Annotated in this window: 12 protein-coding genes and 1 tRNA gene; 7 read left to right on the plus strand and 6 right to left on the minus strand. The window is 58.1% G+C overall.

From position 1 onward, the window contains the following. The first annotated feature begins 415 nt into the window (after positions 1-415). Entirely contained in the window at positions 416-961 is a 546-nt protein-coding gene (locus ACP15V_RS08220; protein WP_424943188.1) for a YcbK family protein, read from the plus strand. 310 nt (positions 962-1,271) lie between these two features. Here ACP15V_RS08220 and ACP15V_RS08225 read toward each other — a convergent pair whose 3' ends face one another. Together ACP15V_RS08225 and ACP15V_RS08230 are read right to left on the minus strand one after the other, a co-directional pair. Beyond that, positions 1,272-1,934 carry a cytochrome b/b6 domain-containing protein gene (locus ACP15V_RS08225; RefSeq protein WP_424943189.1) on the minus strand — a complete coding sequence of 221 codons (663 nt, stop codon included), beginning with the start codon at positions 1,932-1,934 and terminating at the stop codon, positions 1,272-1,274. Next, entirely contained in the window at positions 1,931-3,583 is a 1,653-nt protein-coding gene (locus tag ACP15V_RS08230) for a tetrathionate reductase family octaheme c-type cytochrome (RefSeq protein ID WP_424943190.1), read from the minus strand. The genes ACP15V_RS08225 and ACP15V_RS08230 overlap by 4 nt, the downstream gene beginning before the upstream one ends. Before the next feature lie 204 nt (positions 3,584-3,787). On the opposite strand from ACP15V_RS08230, the gene ACP15V_RS08235 reads away from it, so the two are divergent. Further along, positions 3,788-4,534: a glutamine amidotransferase gene (locus ACP15V_RS08235; RefSeq protein ID WP_424943191.1), complete on the plus strand. Its 747-nt coding sequence runs from the start codon at positions 3,788-3,790 to the stop codon at positions 4,532-4,534. 70 nt (positions 4,535-4,604) lie between these two features. On the opposite strand, the gene ACP15V_RS08240 is transcribed toward ACP15V_RS08235, so the two are convergent. Then, entirely contained in the window at positions 4,605-7,844 is a 3,240-nt protein-coding gene (locus ACP15V_RS08240) for a calcium-binding protein (RefSeq protein ID WP_424943192.1), read from the minus strand. A 797-nt stretch (positions 7,845-8,641) separates the two neighbouring features. Here ACP15V_RS08240 and ACP15V_RS08245 point away from each other — a divergent pair. The 3 genes from ACP15V_RS08245 (at position 8,642) to ACP15V_RS08255 (ending at position 12,024) form a co-directional block, all read left to right on the plus strand. Then, on the plus strand, positions 8,642-9,784 hold the full coding sequence (locus ACP15V_RS08245; RefSeq protein ID WP_424943193.1) for an aminotransferase class I/II-fold pyridoxal phosphate-dependent enzyme: 1,143 nt from the start codon (positions 8,642-8,644) through the stop codon (positions 9,782-9,784). A 64-nt stretch (positions 9,785-9,848) separates the two neighbouring features. Further along, positions 9,849-10,715, plus strand: coding sequence for a glycosyltransferase (locus tag ACP15V_RS08250; RefSeq protein WP_424943194.1), 867 nt, complete (start codon positions 9,849-9,851; stop codon positions 10,713-10,715). A gap of 76 nt (positions 10,716-10,791) precedes the next feature. Further along, positions 10,792-12,024 (plus strand): lipopolysaccharide biosynthesis protein, encoded by a 1,233-nt coding sequence (locus tag ACP15V_RS08255; protein ID WP_424943195.1) that lies wholly within the window; start codon positions 10,792-10,794, stop codon positions 12,022-12,024. A gap of 35 nt (positions 12,025-12,059) precedes the next feature. On the opposite strand, the gene ACP15V_RS08260 is transcribed toward ACP15V_RS08255, so the two are convergent. The 3 genes from ACP15V_RS08260 to ACP15V_RS08270 all read right to left on the minus strand — a co-directional run bounded on the left by ACP15V_RS08260 (position 12,060) and on the right by ACP15V_RS08270 (position 14,960). Beyond that, positions 12,060-12,932, minus strand: a complete 873-nt coding sequence (locus tag ACP15V_RS08260) for a right-handed parallel beta-helix repeat-containing protein (protein WP_424943196.1) — start codon at positions 12,930-12,932, stop codon at positions 12,060-12,062. A 17-nt stretch (positions 12,933-12,949) separates the two neighbouring features. Beyond that, positions 12,950-14,539 carry an FAD/NAD(P)-binding protein gene (locus ACP15V_RS08265; protein ID WP_424943197.1) on the minus strand — a complete coding sequence of 530 codons (1,590 nt, stop codon included), beginning with the start codon at positions 14,537-14,539 and terminating at the stop codon, positions 12,950-12,952. Positions 14,540-14,870: 331 nt separating this feature from the next. Continuing rightward, positions 14,871-14,960: transfer RNA gene (locus tag ACP15V_RS08270), tRNA-Ser, on the minus strand. Positions 14,961-15,167: 207 nt separating this feature from the next. On the opposite strand from ACP15V_RS08270, the gene ACP15V_RS08275 reads away from it, so the two are divergent. Together ACP15V_RS08275 and ACP15V_RS08280 are read left to right on the plus strand one after the other, a co-directional pair. Further along, a complete protein-coding gene (locus tag ACP15V_RS08275; protein WP_424943198.1) occupies positions 15,168-16,040 on the plus strand; it encodes an SPOR domain-containing protein in 873 nt (290 codons plus the stop codon). Between the two features lie 16 nt (positions 16,041-16,056). Then, positions 16,057-17,235, plus strand: coding sequence for a D-alanyl-D-alanine carboxypeptidase family protein (locus ACP15V_RS08280; protein WP_424943199.1), 1,179 nt, complete (start codon positions 16,057-16,059; stop codon positions 17,233-17,235). The last annotated feature ends 4 nt before the right edge of the window (positions 17,236-17,239 follow it).

Consider the following 17,239-nt stretch of genomic DNA (forward strand, 5'->3'; position numbering starts at 1 on the left):
CGCCCCAGCGTATACGTCGTCATCTCAATCCCATAGGTCGCAATGTTTTGTAGGTGCGGCAATTTTCCTCAATCTCTTCAACTCTGTCCATTCACAAAAGAGAAAACTGTGTCGCATTTGATCCGTGTCATTGCAAACCCGCCCGATCTGGAGCGTTTGGGTCACGCTTAACCAGTTTTTTATCAATTTCAGCAAAATTTTGCCTATTAGTCTTGAATTTGGGAACCCTTTGAAAACTCCCCTTGGTTTGCGATTCGAGTTATGCCATAAAGCAGGCGCACCGGGGGGAAAGGTGACAACAATTTCTCGCGTCTTCAATGCCTTGACATAAGGGCACAGGCGCAGCAGGCAAGCGACGGGACACGCTAGAACGATGACGAGCAAGCTTTCGAACGGGCAAAGCACTCCTATACATATGACACGCCGGGGGCTCCTTGGGGCCTTTGCAGCCACTGCTGTCTCGGCCGCACCAATGTATGCCAATGCCGCAGGTTTCCTGCGCGGTGGCGGTGATGTTCGTCGCATCGCCATGTATTCCGGTCGCACCGGTGAATCGATCAATATGATTTACTGGGTCGAAGGCAAATACATCAAAGAATCCCTGAAAGAGATCAATCACTTCATGCGCGACTGGCGCGTGGACCGGGCGATCAAGATGGACACCCGCACCATTGACATCATGGCCGCAGCACACGGGCTTATGGATGCACGGGAACCTTACATGATGCTGTCCGGCTATCGTTCGCCGCAAACAAATGCCATGCTGCGTCGCAAATCACGCGGCGTCGCCAAAAACTCCCTGCATATGAAGGGGATGGCCGCCGATTTGCGTCTGAAGACCCGCAGTGTGAACCAGATGTTCAAAGCCGCAGCCGCCTGTCGCGGTGGTGGGGTCGGCAGATATTCGGGTTCCAACTTTGTGCATATGGATTGTGGCACTGTCCGCACCTGGGGCCGGTAACTTCGCTCCGGTCGGAGGCACCCTCTACCTGACCTCGCGCGGCCTTGCTTAGCAATCGGGGCATGGCAATCGGGGCTTAGCAATCGGAAAATCAGAACACCATGTATGAAGGCTCCCCTCTGGCGAGCCTTTTTTGGTGTGCCAGGCTTTTATGAGCCAGACTTTGGTATGCCCGACTTTGCTGTGCCCAACTTTGCTGAGCCAGACGGCCATTTGCCTGACCTGTCCCTCACCGCCCTCACCTGCCCTGCAGCTCACATGAAAACGCGGGTCGATTTGGACCCGCGCCTCCAACAGAATAGCGTGCACCTCAGCCCTGGCGCGGCATAAGCCTATCCGGTTCGTTGGCCTCAAGATAGGCCTCTTGCTCGGGCGTCAGATCGACCTCTTCATAGCCGCTGATCATCGGGCGCACATGTTCGCGGAACCCGTGGCCGATGGTCAGCATATAGACATGGATCACCACGAAAGCGGCGATCACATAGGCCGCCAGAAGGTGCAGGTTGGCAATCACGTATAGCGCGAAACTCGCATCCCCATCCGCCCAGAAATTATAGGTCATATACAAGATGCCAGTGCCCCAGATCATCGGGAAGACACATATCTTCAACCCGAAATAAGCAAATATTTGCAATGGGTTGTGCTTGCGCCAATACTGTTTCTTGTATGGGTGCTTTTCCCCCTTGAAGACCCCGTAGGCGTAAAAGCGCATCACCTGCATCATGCCATCCAACTGGGGCACGAACTGTTTCCAGGTGCCGGTGGTAAAGAGCCAGAAGGTGGCGAAGATCCAGATGCACAACAGCGCCAGCGCCGCCATCGTGTGAAACATCACAGCCGGGCCAAAGGGGATCAGATTATGCACCCCGTTCAAACCGAACCCGGTCACCATCAGCACCATGATCAGCACCATCTGTGTCCAGTGCCAGACCCTTTCAAACCGCGGGTAAACCTTGACGATACGTTTGCTCATGACGAGATCCCCCCTTGTTTGCGGCCGATGACACGCAGCAGCGTGTGGCCAATAACCCCCAGCACCGCCAGGGCCAGGACCACCATGCCAATCAGGGCAAACGGCCCTTTCGGGTCGGTTCCCGGCAGATAGACGTTATCAATCCCTTCAAGCCGGCCGTCCTCGGCATGACAGGCCACACAATCGAGCGCCTGTTCCGCCGGTGCCACCATATGGGTGATCGGCCAGTACATATAGGTATCGGTGAAATCGAACTGACCGGAATAGTCCCGCCCTGCCGCTTTCATCCCTGCCTCAATCGCTTTGGCCCAATCGAAATTGGTCCAGAAGGCCGTGTCAGTGGTGGGGCCCCAAACCTGCGAATAGGTGAGCTTCATTGACGCCGTGTCATAGGCCTGACGCCCTTTCATGCGTTTGAACGGCCAGATCCGACTGTCTGTCGCCCCCGGCGTGCCACCCAAACGGTTCACTTCAACCACTTGCGTGGGATCGATCACCTCGTCGGTTGCATATTCCACATGGCCATCAAACCAGGCGTAATGCGGCACCACGTCCTCGCCGTAATCAAAAATGCCTTTGGTCGACAGGTAGGTGTGCAGTTTTTTTCCGTCGGATTGCACCCAATTGTCTTCATGCATCGGTTTGCCATCCGGTCCCATGCGGCCCGCAGCCGACCAATCCCAATAGGTCTTGGTCGCCACACCGCCACGGGCAAATTCCGGGATATGGCAGGATTGGCAGGCCAGCTTATCGGTGTGATCATTCAGCTTCACGCCCTTGATAGTCAGGGGATGTGGCGCGTCAGAGTGGCAGCTTTCACAGGTCGCCGTGGTGCGCCCGGCGCCGGGTTGACGCAGGCCCGTCTCTTGCACCACCGTATCATAACGCGAGCCGGCCCAATTGTGCTTGTCTTCCACATGGCAGGTTGCACAGGTGAAATTCGCGCCGTCCGGGGACATATGCACGTCGACCTCCGGGGTCGGGTTGTAAAGCGCTGAACTGAGATCGCCATGTTTCACATTGTCGCCGCCGCCGCCGTAGAAATGGCAATTGCCGCAATTGTCACGCCCCGGCATCCCCACGGATTGCGCGGACTTGGGCAGATCCACCGCCCAGGCCAGCGCCCCGGTGATCGTCTTGGTGCCCGGTTTTACGGGATCCAGCGGCGGATGTCCTGCCCCGGTGGCAGATTTGGTGTATTGCCCCGACCGGTCATGACAGACCAGACAATCCGGGGCGACATTTGCCTGTTGCGGGGTCTTGGACATGTCATCCCAGCCATAGCCCGCATGACAAGAGGTGCAGCGCGGTTCATTGCCGGCCACATTGCCACAAAACGCGTTGATCACCTTGGATTTGCCCAGCGACTGGCCCGACTCGCTGTCATAAGACCAGTTGAAGTGGATCGAATGCATCAACTGATTGTCCGCCTCGGTATGGCAGGACAAACAGGCTTTGGTCACCTCGGGGCCGGATGCAAACGGGCCTTTCAGCGCTTCGAACTGACTGTGATCCGCGGTGGAACTGGTGGAAATGATGGTGGGGGCATCGGGCACCACCGCCCCTGTGGTTGTGGTTTCCGCCCAAGCCATCTGCGCAAACATCAGCCCGAACGCAACCAGAACCATCCTTTTCAGGATATATTTCATGGCTACCTCTCCTTGTCCCCGGTTCGCGCGACGAAGACACACTTTGCTACTTCACATGTTCGCAAATAAATTCACATATAGGAATGTTTCAAATCGACGCATCCCCAAAGATCCTTTTGGTCCGCAGACACTGCAGAAGACAACGCAGATTGCCCTTGCCCATCGGATCGGGCATTGTCGCGAAAACTCAACCGAAGGCCCAAGATGAAACCGTTTCTGATCCTGCAGCTGCGCCCCGAAACCGACGCGTCGGATGACGAATTTCAAGCCATCCTGACCAAAGGCGGATTGTCCGCAGATGAGGTGCATCGCATTCGCTTGGACCAGGACAACTTGCCGATGGATCTTGATCTGGGTCGTTATTCCGGGGTGATTGTCGGTGGCGGACCGGGATGCGTGTCGGACGCCCCGGAACAAAAGAACCCACTCGAAGCGAAGATCGAGGCGGAATGCCTGTCCCTGATGCCGGAGATCACCGCGCGCGACATGCCCTTTCTGGGCTGTTGCTACGGGATTGGTATTCTTGGGCATCACCTGCAACCCGGTGCCATTTCGAAAGAGAAATATGGCGAACCGGTGCGCGCCACCCCGTGTCGCGTGACCGAAGACGGAGGATCTGACCCTCTGCTCAAAGGTTTGCCGCAAGAGTTTGAAGCCTTTGTGGGTCATAAAGAAGCGATGCAGTTTCTGCCCGAGGGCTGCACCCATCTTGTCACCGCCGACGAATGCCCGTTCCAGATGGTACGCTTTGGGCAAAACGTCTATGCCACGCAATTCCACCCCGAAGCAGACGCCCATGGGTTTGAAACGCGGATCGGGATTTACAAGCACCACGGGTACTTCCCCCCGCAAGAGGCCCAATCCCTGATCGATATGGTCCATGCGGCCAATGTGGTGGTGCCTGAAAAGATCCTGGCCAATTTCGTGGCGCACTATCGGCAGGAGGAATAGATTTCCGGATATGAAAACGCCGCCCGAACGGACGGCGTTCCCTTGTTTCGGGATCCCCCAAGGCAACGGGTCAGGCAAACAGGAAATCATCCGCCGTCAGTAGCGCGGCATCAAAATGCTGCAGTTCAAGGAACTCCGAAGGGTTATCGCTTTGCTTAACCCGCGCATGACCGCCATCTTGGGTGATGGACAGCATGGACATGTCAGTTACTCCCCAGGCGGAGACATCAATCCTGTCTTCACCTGAGGTGAAATCGATGATGTCGTCCTTGGTGTTGTCCGCCGACAGGACAAAGAGGTCGGCACCGCCCCGGCCCTGCATTTCATCGCGCCCGGCGCCGTCGGTGAACCGGTCTGCCCCGTCGGTTCCAACCAGCCTGAAATCTCCATCCGGGCCGTCCCGGTTGTCCGTGTCATCGCCCGTCACCTCGTTATAGCTCGGGTCAGGACCACTGCCGCCACCGCTGTCCCCGGCAAAGATGAAACTGTCCCCCGAGATGTCGCCCAGCAGGGTATTCATCAACTCGATCCGTTCTCCGTTCCCGCCGGTTTCATAGATGATCCGAACACTGCTGCCATCCTGATCAATGCGTAGGTCTGAAATATCGGTCACGCCCCAGGCAGAAATGTCGATCCGGTCTTCGCCGCTGGTGAAATCAAGAATGTCATCCTTGGCCTCATCTGAGGACAGGACAAAGAGGTCGGCACCGCCCCGGCCCAACATTTCATCGCGTCCGGCGCCGTCGGTGATCCGGTCTGCCCCGTCGGTTCCAACCAGCCTGAAATCACCATCCGGGCCGTCCCGGTTGTCCGTGTCATCGCCCGTCACCTCGTTATAGCTCGGGTCAGGATCTGTACCGCCGCCCGAGCCGTCCGCAAAAAGGAAACTGCTTGCGGTGATGTTTGCCAGTTGGGTGTTCATCAGCTCGATCCGCGCGCCATCTCCGCCTGCTGCATAGATGATCCGCACGCTGGTGCCATCCTGATCGATGCGCAGGTCTGAAATGTCTGTCACACCCCAGGCGGAAATGTCGATCCGGTCTTCGCCCGCCGTAAAGTCCAGAATTTCATCCTTATGCTCATCGACTGACATGACAAAGATATCGTCACCGCCATTGCCCCTCATTTCATCCTTGCCCGCGAGATCATAGAAAATGTCTGCGCCTTCGGTCCCGATAAGCACGTTGAAGTCGTCATTGCCCTGGATGACAGTGTAGGTCGGATCTGGATTGCTGCCGAACAGCGTCGGGAAGGCTGCAATCAGATCTGGCGTTGCCTCGATCGTGATACTGTCACCACTGCCGTAGCTGAGCACATAGTTGCCATCCACAGTTGTGCCACTGACGCCGGAGGGCAGATCGGCCAGATCGTTGAGCTCGGTGCCATTGATGATCAGCTTGTCGACCCCGGCTTCGAAATCGGTGATGCGATCCGCGCCATCGCCTGTGAAAAAGCGGAACTCATCCGCCCCGCTGCCACCGGTCAGAACATCATCGCCAGGATCGCCCTGGATCTTGTCCTTCCCGGACCCGCCATCGATCAAATCGGTGTATGCGCCAAATCCGCCAGTGATGAAATCATTTCCCGCACCGCCCAGCAGGATGTCTTCACCGGTTCCGCCATAAATACCATCGTCGCCGTCGCCGCCGTTCACATAGTCGCGCCCGTCGCCAGCGCGGATCCAGTCGTTGCCCCCCTTGGCATCGATGTAATCATCCGTGCCAAGGGTGTCCTGGATCACATCCCGGGCGTCCGTGGTCGCAGGGGCGGCCTCATACATGTCAAAGGTGATCTTTGCGATCTCATAGGCACCAAGTTCGATGTCGGTCAGCATCCCGGTGAGCATGTTGATAGTCGGGTCAGAGCTTACCCACCGATCCATCAGCGCGCCGGGTTGCAGATAGTCTGGAACGCCGTAAAGCGACACAATGCCAGCGATCACCACCTGAGCATCCGGGGCGTCTTTGATGCCAATCATTTCGACCGACACGGTTCCGGGGATCGCCAGCAGGCTGAGAAGGTTCAGATCAAAGCGCTGCGCGGCCTCCTGTAGGGACGACAGATACATCACCCCCTGATGATCCCCGCCCATGTCACGGGTGAACAGATGGGTGTCATAGCTGACCTCGCGCCCCGCCCCACCACCGGACAGCTCGGTATATTGATAGCCTTCCAATTGCGTCAGCTCTTCGCGGAAAAACTGGCCCACCACGTGCAACCCATAACCCTGATCCGGATCGGAAAGCTGATCTTGTTTTGGTTCCCGAGCGAGCGCCGAGGCCTTGTAAAGCGCGGACCAGAACTGGGCGGCCTCCGCCCCATTTGAAATCATTGCGGAAAACAGTTCCAGCGTCGGGGCCAGTTGTTTCAGGCCATAAGCAACAAAATCGCTGTCCTGCCCATTTAAATCTGTACCGTCCACCAGCGTTTTCATTGCCACATTCCATTCGGTGAAATGCAGCTCCATATCCTTGCCCGCGGCGGCCTCCCACGCGTCTTTCAACTGACCATAAATATCGATCCGATCATCGATTGTTGCATAGACATGCGTGGTATTGGTGTCTTCCCCATACTCTTTTCCCGGCTTGTAATAGTGATGCGCAGCCACCCCATCGATCAACGACAAATCGCCGCCGGCCCAAACGTCGTAAGCCTGAATGATCTTGAGGTTTTTCGCCAAGAAATCGGCGGGATCATTTGCGCCCCCCTGATGCGCATCTCCCCAGATCTGGACCAGCACGTCAGGATCAGCAAGATCGGCATAGGCGGCTTCGCGAAGCACCTCATCAACAGCATGGGCGACAATGGCCGCGCCCTCACCATAGGCCCCCGGAGACGCCCATTTGGTTCCCCAAAATTCGTTGCCAATCTCAAACGCCTTGATCGTGACCCCATCAGCCACGTCAAGTACGTTGCGAATATAGGCCTTTAACTCAGCCTTTGCCTCGGTGAGGGCGTAAACGCCGTTTGCAGGATCATCCCGTAAAAGCCATCCATTTGCATTCACCAAGGGATTGGTGGGGATGACAAAGGTGATCGCTTCACCCGTTTCCCTTGCAAAGGCCACCGCCTCGGCAAAACTGGTATCGCCCCCGTCATCTGTCGCCCCGTTCAAGTAACTTTGCGCTGCGTTCTCACCATCGCCCAGATACTGGTTGATGATCACAGGATCTTCGCCCTCGGGGACTTCGATGTTTTTTTCCGCATCCACCCCGCCGGGCCAACGAATGGTGGTTGCGTTGCTGCGCGCATGTACGTCGTCAAAATTGTTCCATCCGGCGACATCCGTCACGGATTCATATTGCCCCACCAGATTAAGGCCGAAATGGTCCTGGGTGATGATAGTGTCATAGGTGAGGGAAGAGTTGGAATTGAATTCAAGGGAATCGACATGGTCTGACCTTTCACTCTGTCACTAGGTAAGCGTGTTCAATCTGGCCATGGGGCAGCGGAAATCTCCGGGTCTTACCCGTGGATCATGCGGGACCCCTCCGCGAACCACCATAACAAGATCATACAGTCATATGGACACTTTAATGGGCATGTTGCTAGCATTACGCAACTATCTAATGTCCTGCGATAGGGTATTACATCCCAAGACCGTGATGCGCGCGCGGCTGCCCCCTTGCCGTAACATGGCCGGGGAACACACCGCGGGATCCGGTTGTTTATGGCGTGATATCAATCACCTGCCCGCCAAAGATACCGGAACCTGACACGCGCGCTCAGCCTCTCCAGCCCGGAAAACCTTGCCCTGTTCCCCCGGACCGCCGCCAATTGGAATTTTGAATAACAAGTGTTTCATGCTAGCATTTGACGATTGATTTATTGTTTCGGGGTTTCCGGGAAAGCTGCTTATTCATCGCTTCGAACCCCTGTGTGAAATATTTGGGGGGACGAATAATGTCGGAAACGCATGACAATAGAGGTTTGGGTGCAAACGGATCTGTCAGGTCCGGTGCGGCTGACCCCCACCCTTCCTCGATCCAAAAAAGTCACAAACACCAGCACGGGGCGTTCCGATCCATACGCCCTCAGAAGGCACGGCTGGCTTTGTTAGGCGGGCGTCCGGCCTTTGCGCACGCCCTACATGTCGGGCGCCCAAATATGCCTGACAACGCGGCTTATATGGCCCGGATCGAGACGATGTTGCAAAGCGGCTGGTTGTCCAATGGCGGTCCGATGGTGCGCGAGTTTGAAACCACCGTGGCGCGCATATCCGGCGCAAAACACTGTGTCGCGACCTGCAATGGCACATTGGCGCTGGAACTGGCCATCGGCGCATTGGACCTGCGCGGAGAGGTGATTGTACCGTCCTTCACCTTTGTCGCCACGGTGCATGCCCTGACCCGAATGGGACTGACCCCGGTCTTTTGTGACATAGACCCCGCCACCCATTGCCTTGATCCACGGCAGGTCGAAGGGGCGATCACCGCGCGAACCTCTGGTATTCTTGCGGTGACGCTTTGGGGCAACCCCTGTGACGAAGTGGGATTGCGCCGCCTGGCTGATCAACATGGGCTGTCGCTCCTGTTCGACTCGGCCCACGCTTTTGGATGTGATCTTGGGCGGGGCACGGGCGCGCGGCTTTGTGATCTTGAGGTCTACAGCTTTCACGCCACCAAATGCATTCAGGCCCTGGAAGGTGGGGCCATTGTGACCGATGATGATGAGCTGGCCGAACGGCTGCGCCAGATGGGAAACTTTGGGTTCACTGGCGAAGACAGGGTCGATCTTCTGGGCACCAACGCCAAGATGAACGAGGCCGCAGCCGCCATGGGGCTTTGCTCGATCGAACAGCGCAAGCGGATCTTTCACCAAAACCGCGAAAACCACCTGGCCTATTGCGCGGGTGTAAAACATCTGCCCGGGATCAGCATGGCGGTCAACCCTTTGGGAGAACACCATAATTACCAATATGTGGTGCTGGATTTCGACGCAGAGGTGGCGGGGGTGTCGCGCGATCAGTTCATTGCCGCCTTGCGGGCGGAAAACATTCTGGCGCGGCGGTATTTTTATCCGGGCGTACACCGCATGGCGCCCTATCGTGACCGGCCCGACTGCGCCCGACACAGACTGACCGTGACCGAACGGGTCGCCCGCCGCACAATTGTCATGCCGTCGGGCCTGTCGGTCACCCAGCAGGATGTCTATCGGATCTGTGAAACAATGGGGGCCATTTTGAACCACGCCGGGGATGTGGCGGCCAGCCTTCCGGTCGGGGATCCCCGGCTTCCGCCAATCCTGTGAGACGCCCCGTGCATCCCCCGCCCTTCACCCCATGCGCCCCCGGATCGACGCGGAGGCACGCGCCGTGAAACTTACCGTTGCCATCGTGACCTTCCAGCACGAAGCCTTCATCCGTCAGGCGCTGGACAGCGTGCTGGCCCAGGACACCCGGTTCGACTTTGATGTGGTGATCGGCGATGACGCCTCAACCGACAGAACCGTCGAGATCCTGAAGGACATCCAGTCGACCGCCCCCATTCCGATCCGGATAGAAGTGGCAGACACCAACCCCGGAGATCGCGGGGTTACGAATTTTCTGAACACTGTGAAAGCCGCAACGGGCGATTATATCGCCCTGCTGGACGGGGATGATTACTGGACCTCACCGGACAAGCTGCAACGGATGGCGGATTTCCTTGACGCCCACCCGGACTGCGCCCTTTGCGCCCATCGCACGATGCACCTTTGGAACACTGGCGAAACGCTGTTGTCGCCGCGCCCCCACAGGGGGGATGCGGTTATGCGCCCCGGCAGCCTGCTCTATTCCAACTACGCCGACCGGGTCGCCACCGTGGCCCGCCGCAGCGCGGTCCAGGCGGGATTGCCCGATTGGTTTGATACGGTCGATGTCACCTCGGCCGATTGGCTGTTCAATATCCTGGTCGGGCGCCATGGGAAGATCGGCTATGTGGACGAGGTCATGGCCATGCATCGGCTGCATTCGGACGGGTTGACGATGAATGCCGGGCTTGATCGGATGATGGCCGACAAGCTTGCGCATTTCGACATGCTTGCCGCGCATCTCCCCGGGCAGCGGCTTGATATATTGCGGGCCAAATGGGTGATCGGCGCCAAGCTGGCCATGCATCGGATCAGCCCGAATTTCTATATGTCTCTCAAAAAGTTACGCTACGCCTTTCATCGCTCAAACCAATCCGAGGGCAAACATTGACCGGTCTTTGGGCATCCGGCCCCGGCCCTTGTCGGATACAGTTGGGGGCATGGAACGCCCCTCTCGGCAGGTCCCAATGACCGCGCGCTCTTCCCTTGCCGCCAGAACCGCCAGTGTCGCTGGCGGCACAAGTTTCTACATGCTGGGGCAGCTCGTGTTCATGACCCTGCTGGCCCGGTTGGGGGATCCGATCCTGATCGGCGCCTACGCGCTGGCGACCGCCATCCTGAACCCGATTTTCTATTTCAGCCGCATGGGGATGAAGCTGGCGCAGGCCACGGAAAACACGGATGGGTTCGATTTCCAGACCTACAAGATCCTGCGCTATTGTCTTCTTTGTGCGGCGGTGGGGATCACCTTTGTGATTGACCTGTCACTGCACCAACCCGGTCTGGTGCGCTATGTCCTGTATGTCGTGCTGGCGGCCAAGATCGTCGAAAGCCTGTGTGACCTGAAATACGGGTTGTTCCTGCAGGCCAATCACCATCATGCCATCGCTGCCTCTTTGTCGATGCGCGCAGGGGCGAGCATTGTGCTTTTCGGGATCATCTGGGTCCTCGCTGATGCGATCATTGCCATCCTTGCCCTGCCAATCGGCTGGGCGGTAGTGTATGGGCTGCATGACCTGCGCCACGCGCGCCAGATCCTGAAACCGCGCGCCACCGCGCCGGTGTCCCTGTCCAACCTGCGGGCGCTGTTTATCTTGTTGCTGCCCCTGGCCCTTGCCGGTTTTTTTGGCCAGCTTGGCACCGCGGTGCCCCGATATGTGATCGGTCTGGGCATCAGCGCCGAGGTGCTGGGCCAACTGGCGCCCGCCCTGATGCTGCACGTTTTTGTGGGCGCTTTTGCCGATAGCATCGCCCAGGCGCTTCTGCCCTCGGTCGCGCGTGATCTGGAGCGCGGGCGGCGGACAGAGACCTTGAGCAGGCTTGTGAAAATCGCGCTGGGTTTGCTGCCGCTGGTGCTGACGGGGATTGCCTTGTCCTATTGGGCGGGGGGCTGGTTGATCACCTTTGTTTTCGGCGAAGGTTATGCACTTTCGGCGAGCTATCTTTGGGTCATCGCCCTGTCCTGGTCGTTTCGCGCCTATGCCACCCTGTTTGAAAACATCATTCTTGGTCACCGCAGGTTCAAAAACATGTTGGGCATTCATGTGACCGGGTGTGCAATCTATGCGGTCACCAGCCTGGGGCTTTGGCAGGGTTTCGGGCTGACCGGCGCGATCTGGGGCATTGCGCTGGGCAGTCTCCTGTATTCAGTCCTGATGATGATGGTGAGCAGGCGATTGATCCAGAGCGGGGCTGCCTGACGGGATATGTTGGCGGAGGGGGCGGCGAACGACGCCTACTCTGGCGTAGCCTCCTGCGACGTCCCGCCCCCAAGCCACGCCGCGTTTTCCCGGATCCAATCGGCGGCAGCGCTTTCCCAATGCGCGCGTGCTTCGGCCCCTTCCAGCAACACAAACCCCTCTTTCGGCAGGGGGTAATCCTTCGGCAAAGGGGTGTCGGTCAAGTTCAGCAAGACATTGCCAGAGGCCTCTCGCACCTTGCCCCAGGCGATCTTCATCCGCCGTTGCCCCGCGTGGTTCACATCCGATATGGCAAAGACAGAGTCGCGAATGATCAGTCCGGGGCTTGTGTCCGCGACCTTGAACATGGCGCCATGGGTGACGCGCCCCCTGTATCTGAACGTCTCCATCCGCATCAGGAGCTTTTCAAGTATCACAAGATGGTCCTGCGCCGGTTGCGACCCCCCGTCCGCCAGGCTGAGGCCCACAAACACGCCATCAAACAGGCTGTTGCGGATCGTGCCATTCCAGCCATCATCGTTTTCCACCCCGTCATCGCGGATGTCCTTCAGATAGACCTGTTCGATCCGAAAATTGTCCCCTGCCCCATCGACGCGGATCGCGTCCCAGGCCTGCGAGATCGACCAGTTTCGGATCACCACATTCCCGGTGTCACGCATGAAAACGGCGGCGGAGTTTTCATAGGCCTCCTCCCAATCCAGATCCAGCGGCACCTCGCCCGCGATCACACCGCCAATGGCCGTCACGCGGTTGCTTTTGTCGACGAGGAACGGGTATTTATTTGTTTTCGCACCCATATTTGCGACGATCCAACGGGCATCCGTGGCATCGATCACCACCTCTTCGATCCGGGCAACGCGGTAATCCTGATACCCAAAATCTCCGTCAAGGTAGAGTGTCTCGCCCATAGGTCTTCCTTTGCGAATTACACCGTCCGGGCCAGGCGCGGCACCAGATCCTGTGCGCAAAGCTTGGCAATTTCGGATATCCCGCGCGTCGTTTCCAGATGCCAACGGCACACGCCCGTGCGATCCACATTCCCAGCATAGAGCGGCCCCAGAACAGAGACATCCGGCGCAATCAGGAAACTGCCAGAGGCGGTTTTGAAGCCCCGGCCAGACCGGTTCTGTCTGGCGCCAAGATCGGCAAAAAGTGATTGGATCAGCGGGTTGGACGATTGTTCCAACGGGTGTTCAAACCCCGAGCAATCCACCACCAGATCGAAGGTTTCCAATTCTGTTTTTCCGGCCGCCTCATAGGTCACCCCGGCGCCACCTTCAGATGGCTGAATGTCCACGACGCACCCCGACATCGTTTTCACCTGCCCATCGTCCAGGGCGTTGCGGTAAAGCTCGGCATAAATCGGGCTGGTCATATAGAACCTGCGCGACAGGTCATTGCCGTAAACCTCTACAAAGTCGCACTTTTCTTCGGGTGACAACCGCCCGATCAATGCCAGAACATGACGATAGATCAGGGTTTTTGCCTCACCGATATGCACGCCCCTTTCCTGCATCTGGCACAGATCCTGCAAGGCACAATCATAGATATCGCGCGCGGTTGGCGACTTTGGCGACGCACCCCGTTCGGCCAACGCCGCACAGGGATCATCGCGCGCGTCCTGGCTGTCACGGTATTCCGGTGGAAACTGGCCTGAGGGCGACATGCTGGTGATCCGCGCGGTTTTTCCTTGTTGCCGATGCAAATCGAGCAAGACCGACACCACATCGAGCGAGGACGCATTGGACCCAATGATCAGCACCTTTGGCCCAAGCGCCCCGTCATAATCCTGCAACCGCTCTTCCAGATCACGGCGCAAGGCAGAGACCCCGTTTTCCAACGGCTTTGTCATCAGCGCGCGACCCACGGGGATCCCGGCGGGCAAAGCACCAAATGTGCCACTGCCCACGGCCACGACCAACTGGTCGGTCTTGTAGGTAGCCCCGTCTTCAACCGTTACGAAAAGCCCCTTCTCACCCGACCGGCGCCCCACCCGCCTGACGCCCTTTGGCAGGATATCCACCCGGGCATAGCCCTTGGCCTCCGCGTCCTGCATTGCCAAACCCACCTGATCCTCAAGAAACCAGCCGATGACCGATCTTGGCAGGAACGCCCGCTCAAAATCTCGGCGTTCCACGGCATCAATCAGGCGCGGCAACCACGCCTGAACAATTGCATTTTGCGAGTGTTGCAGGCGGTTTTCCCAAAGGGGCCGGTTTTGCGCCAACCACCGGGTCAACACATTGCCACCCTCTGCCACAGGGGGCATCATCTCCGAGGCCGGGGTGATCAGAAATGCGCTTGATGTTTCATCTTCTGAATAGGACAGCCCTTTGGGGAACCGGCCGCGATCATCAAACACCGCAATCCGGATCGGGGGCAGTTCAGGCCCATCCGCCGCCGTCCGACGCCCGGCAAGTTCCTGCAGAACATGGATCAATGTCATTGATGCGGAAAAGCCGCCCCCCGCAAACAACAATTCATATGCGCCAGTGGGCTGGTCATATCCCAACATTCAATTCCCCATAAAAATAAGCTTTTCCTCCATTCTGGTGTGCAATTGGCGGGTTTAGCAACATATTTGTCATGCACTCTGGTGAGGATGCTCCCGCTCAAAAGACCCTGACAACAGGCCCGGACAAACATCAGCCCGCCCCGTTCCCACGCACATCAGGCGCACAAAGCGCCCCGCACGCACCAAAGATCAAATACCGCTTTCATCCTCTTGATCCGCAGAAGCCACCCATGGAAAGACGGTGCCGGTCCTGGCGCAGCACGGCAATTGCGCAAGCGCGCGCCACACAAACCCAGTGCAAGCCATTGTTTTATATGAACTTTAAAGATGATGGCGGAGGAGGTGGGATTCGAACCCACGGTAGACTTTCACCTACGTCGGTTTTCAAGACCGGTGCATTCAACCACTCTGCCACTCCTCCGACCCGGGCAGACATAACGGCAGGTTTTTGATTCTGAAACCCCTGATCCGCAGGGTGAATTCATGAATATGCGCTCAGGTTTGCCGGTTCTTGCTCATGCGTTCAGGAATGATGCCAGAAGTCTTTTCTTGAAGCGTGCAAGCCGCTAGTATGGCCGCAATGGGCAGTAACGGCAGATAGCCAACAAGAAATTTAGGGGCATACCACATGGCGGACAAGACCACTTTGAAAGTGGCGCTGATCCTGACCGGCGCATTGGCGCTGGCAGGGTGTGACGACACCAATCTACCAGGGTTTCTGAAAAAAGATGCCTCCGCCACCGCGGATGATGGCGGTGCCACCACAAGCCGCACCGTTGAACGGGATGTGGAAGCACCCGAAGTGTTCCAGATGTCGGAAACCGGCCTGTGGGATGGACGCCCCAGCCTAGGAGGCGTCTGGGTGGCCCATCCGGCGGCGGTTGATCCGGAACGGGTGATCATCCGCAACGAAGGCAATGGCAAATTTGTGATCGGCGCCCTGTTCCGTCGCGAACGCGACGTGCCAGGCCCTCGGTTCCAGGTCTCGTCCGATGCCGCCGAAGCGCTTGAAATGCTGGCAGGAAACCCGGCCAACCTCTCGGTCACGGCCCTGCGCAAAGAAGCGGTGGCCCCAGAGCCGGACACCGAAGATGCGCCTGTTCCTGCCCCTGGAACTCTGGCTGCGGATGCGATTTCCGAAGGCAGTCTGGAAGATCCGATCAAAGCCGCAGAGGCCGCGCTGGATCGCGCCGAGGGCACAGCGGTCGCCACGGCCGCAGCCGCCCCCAAACCGACCCCGAAACCCACACCCAAACCAGCGGGTGGCCTAAGCAAACCCTTTATCCAGATCGGGATTTTCAGCGTCGAAACCAATGCCAAGAACACGGCCGAGGCGTTGAAACGCGCGGGCATGTTGCCGACGGTGAAACCCGGCAGCTCCAGCGGCAAAGCGTTCTGGCGGGTGATTGTCGGCCCGACCACCAGCAAATCGGAACGCTCCTCGATCCTGAAAAAGGTCAAGGATCTTGGCTTTGCTGACGCCTATTACGTGACCAACTGACGAGACGGACAACCTGATGCGCTTTCGCTCCCTGCCCTCGCTTCTTCTGATCGCCACGCTTGCCGTTTTGGCCGCCCTGCCCGCGCGCGCCTTTGATACGCGCGCCGCATCCGCCTATGTGCTGGATGTGACCACCGGCACGGTGTTGATGGAAAAAAACGCTGATGTGGCGCTGCCACCTGCCTCCATGTCCAAACTGATGACAGTGAACCTGCTGTTTGAGGCCCTCGCCGATGGGCGTGTGACCATGTCGACCCCCTTTGGCGTCTCGCAACGCGCCAAGGATATGGGCGGATCCACCATGTTCCTGAACAAGACCGACCGCCCCACGGTCGAGGATCTGATCCAGGGCATCATCGTGCAATCGGGCAATGACGCCTGTGTGGTGGTGGCCGAGGGTCTGGGTGGCACGGAAGAAGCCTTTGCCCGCATGATGACTGAACGGGCCAAGGATCTGGGCATGACCAATTCCAGCTTTGGCAACTCCTCGGGCTGGCCCGACCCGCGCCAGCGCATGTCGATGAAAGATCTGGCGATCCTTGCCAATCACATCATCACAGAGTTCCCGCAATATTATCCGTATTTCAGCCAGACCGAATATCACTATAAAGACCGCGCGCCGGACAATCGCTTCAACCGCAACCCGCTTCTGTCTCTGGGGATTGGGGCAGACGGGCTGAAAACCGGTCATACGCAAGAGGCCGGCTATGGCTTGGTTGGCTCGGCCCTTCAGGGCAACCGCCGGATCGTCTTTGTGATTTCGGGCATGAATTCGGAAAAGGAACGTGCGGAAGAGGCCGAGGCCATCGTAAACTGGGCCTTTCGTCAATTTGCCATCAAAACCCCGGTCAAAGCCGGGGAACGCGTGGCGGACATTCCGGTCTGGCTGGGTCAGGCCAACGCGGTTGGGTTGACCACCGAAAGCGATGTGTCGCTTCTGGTCTCTGCCCTGGGCCGCGGTCCGCTTGAGGCCGAGATCAAATGGACCGGCCCGGTCGAAGCCCCCATTACAGCCGGGCAACAGCTTGCCGAAATGGTGATCGCACGTCCTGACCTTCCCGACGAAATTGTCCCCCTTGTGGCTGCGGAAGACGTGGCCGCAGCGGGCATCGGCAAACGCATGGGGGTGGCCGCACAGAAGGTTCTGGGCAAGGTTCTGGGCCAGGACAGCGCCCTCACCTCAATCCTGAACTGACGGG

The sequence above is a fragment of the Aliiroseovarius crassostreae genome, assembly GCF_049803815.1.
Classification (GTDB): domain Bacteria; phylum Pseudomonadota; class Alphaproteobacteria; order Rhodobacterales; family Rhodobacteraceae; genus Aliiroseovarius; species Aliiroseovarius crassostreae_A.

Bases quoted from the DNA above. Each gene is read 5' to 3' on its own strand.
- ACP15V_RS08220 (WP_424943188.1), top strand. From the start codon at position 416: ATGACACGCCGGGGGCTCCTTGGGGCCTTTGCAGCCACTGCTGTCTCG.
- ACP15V_RS08225 (WP_424943189.1), bottom strand. From the start codon at position 1,934: ATGAGCAAACGTATCGTCAAGGTTTACCCGCGGTTTGAAAGGGTCTGG.
- ACP15V_RS08230 (WP_424943190.1), bottom strand. From the start codon at position 3,583: ATGAAATATATCCTGAAAAGGATGGTTCTGGTTGCGTTCGGGCTGATG.
- ACP15V_RS08235 (WP_424943191.1), top strand. From the start codon at position 3,788: ATGAAACCGTTTCTGATCCTGCAGCTGCGCCCCGAAACCGACGCGTCG.
- ACP15V_RS08245 (WP_424943193.1), top strand. From the start codon at position 8,642: ATGCCTGACAACGCGGCTTATATGGCCCGGATCGAGACGATGTTGCAA.
- ACP15V_RS08255 (WP_424943195.1), top strand. From the start codon at position 10,792: ATGACCGCGCGCTCTTCCCTTGCCGCCAGAACCGCCAGTGTCGCTGGC.
- ACP15V_RS08260 (WP_424943196.1), bottom strand. From the start codon at position 12,932: ATGGGCGAGACACTCTACCTTGACGGAGATTTTGGGTATCAGGATTAC.
- ACP15V_RS08265 (WP_424943197.1), bottom strand. From the start codon at position 14,539: ATGTTGGGATATGACCAGCCCACTGGCGCATATGAATTGTTGTTTGCG.
- ACP15V_RS08275 (WP_424943198.1), top strand. From the start codon at position 15,168: ATGGCGGACAAGACCACTTTGAAAGTGGCGCTGATCCTGACCGGCGCA.
- ACP15V_RS08280 (WP_424943199.1), top strand. From the start codon at position 16,057: ATGCGCTTTCGCTCCCTGCCCTCGCTTCTTCTGATCGCCACGCTTGCC.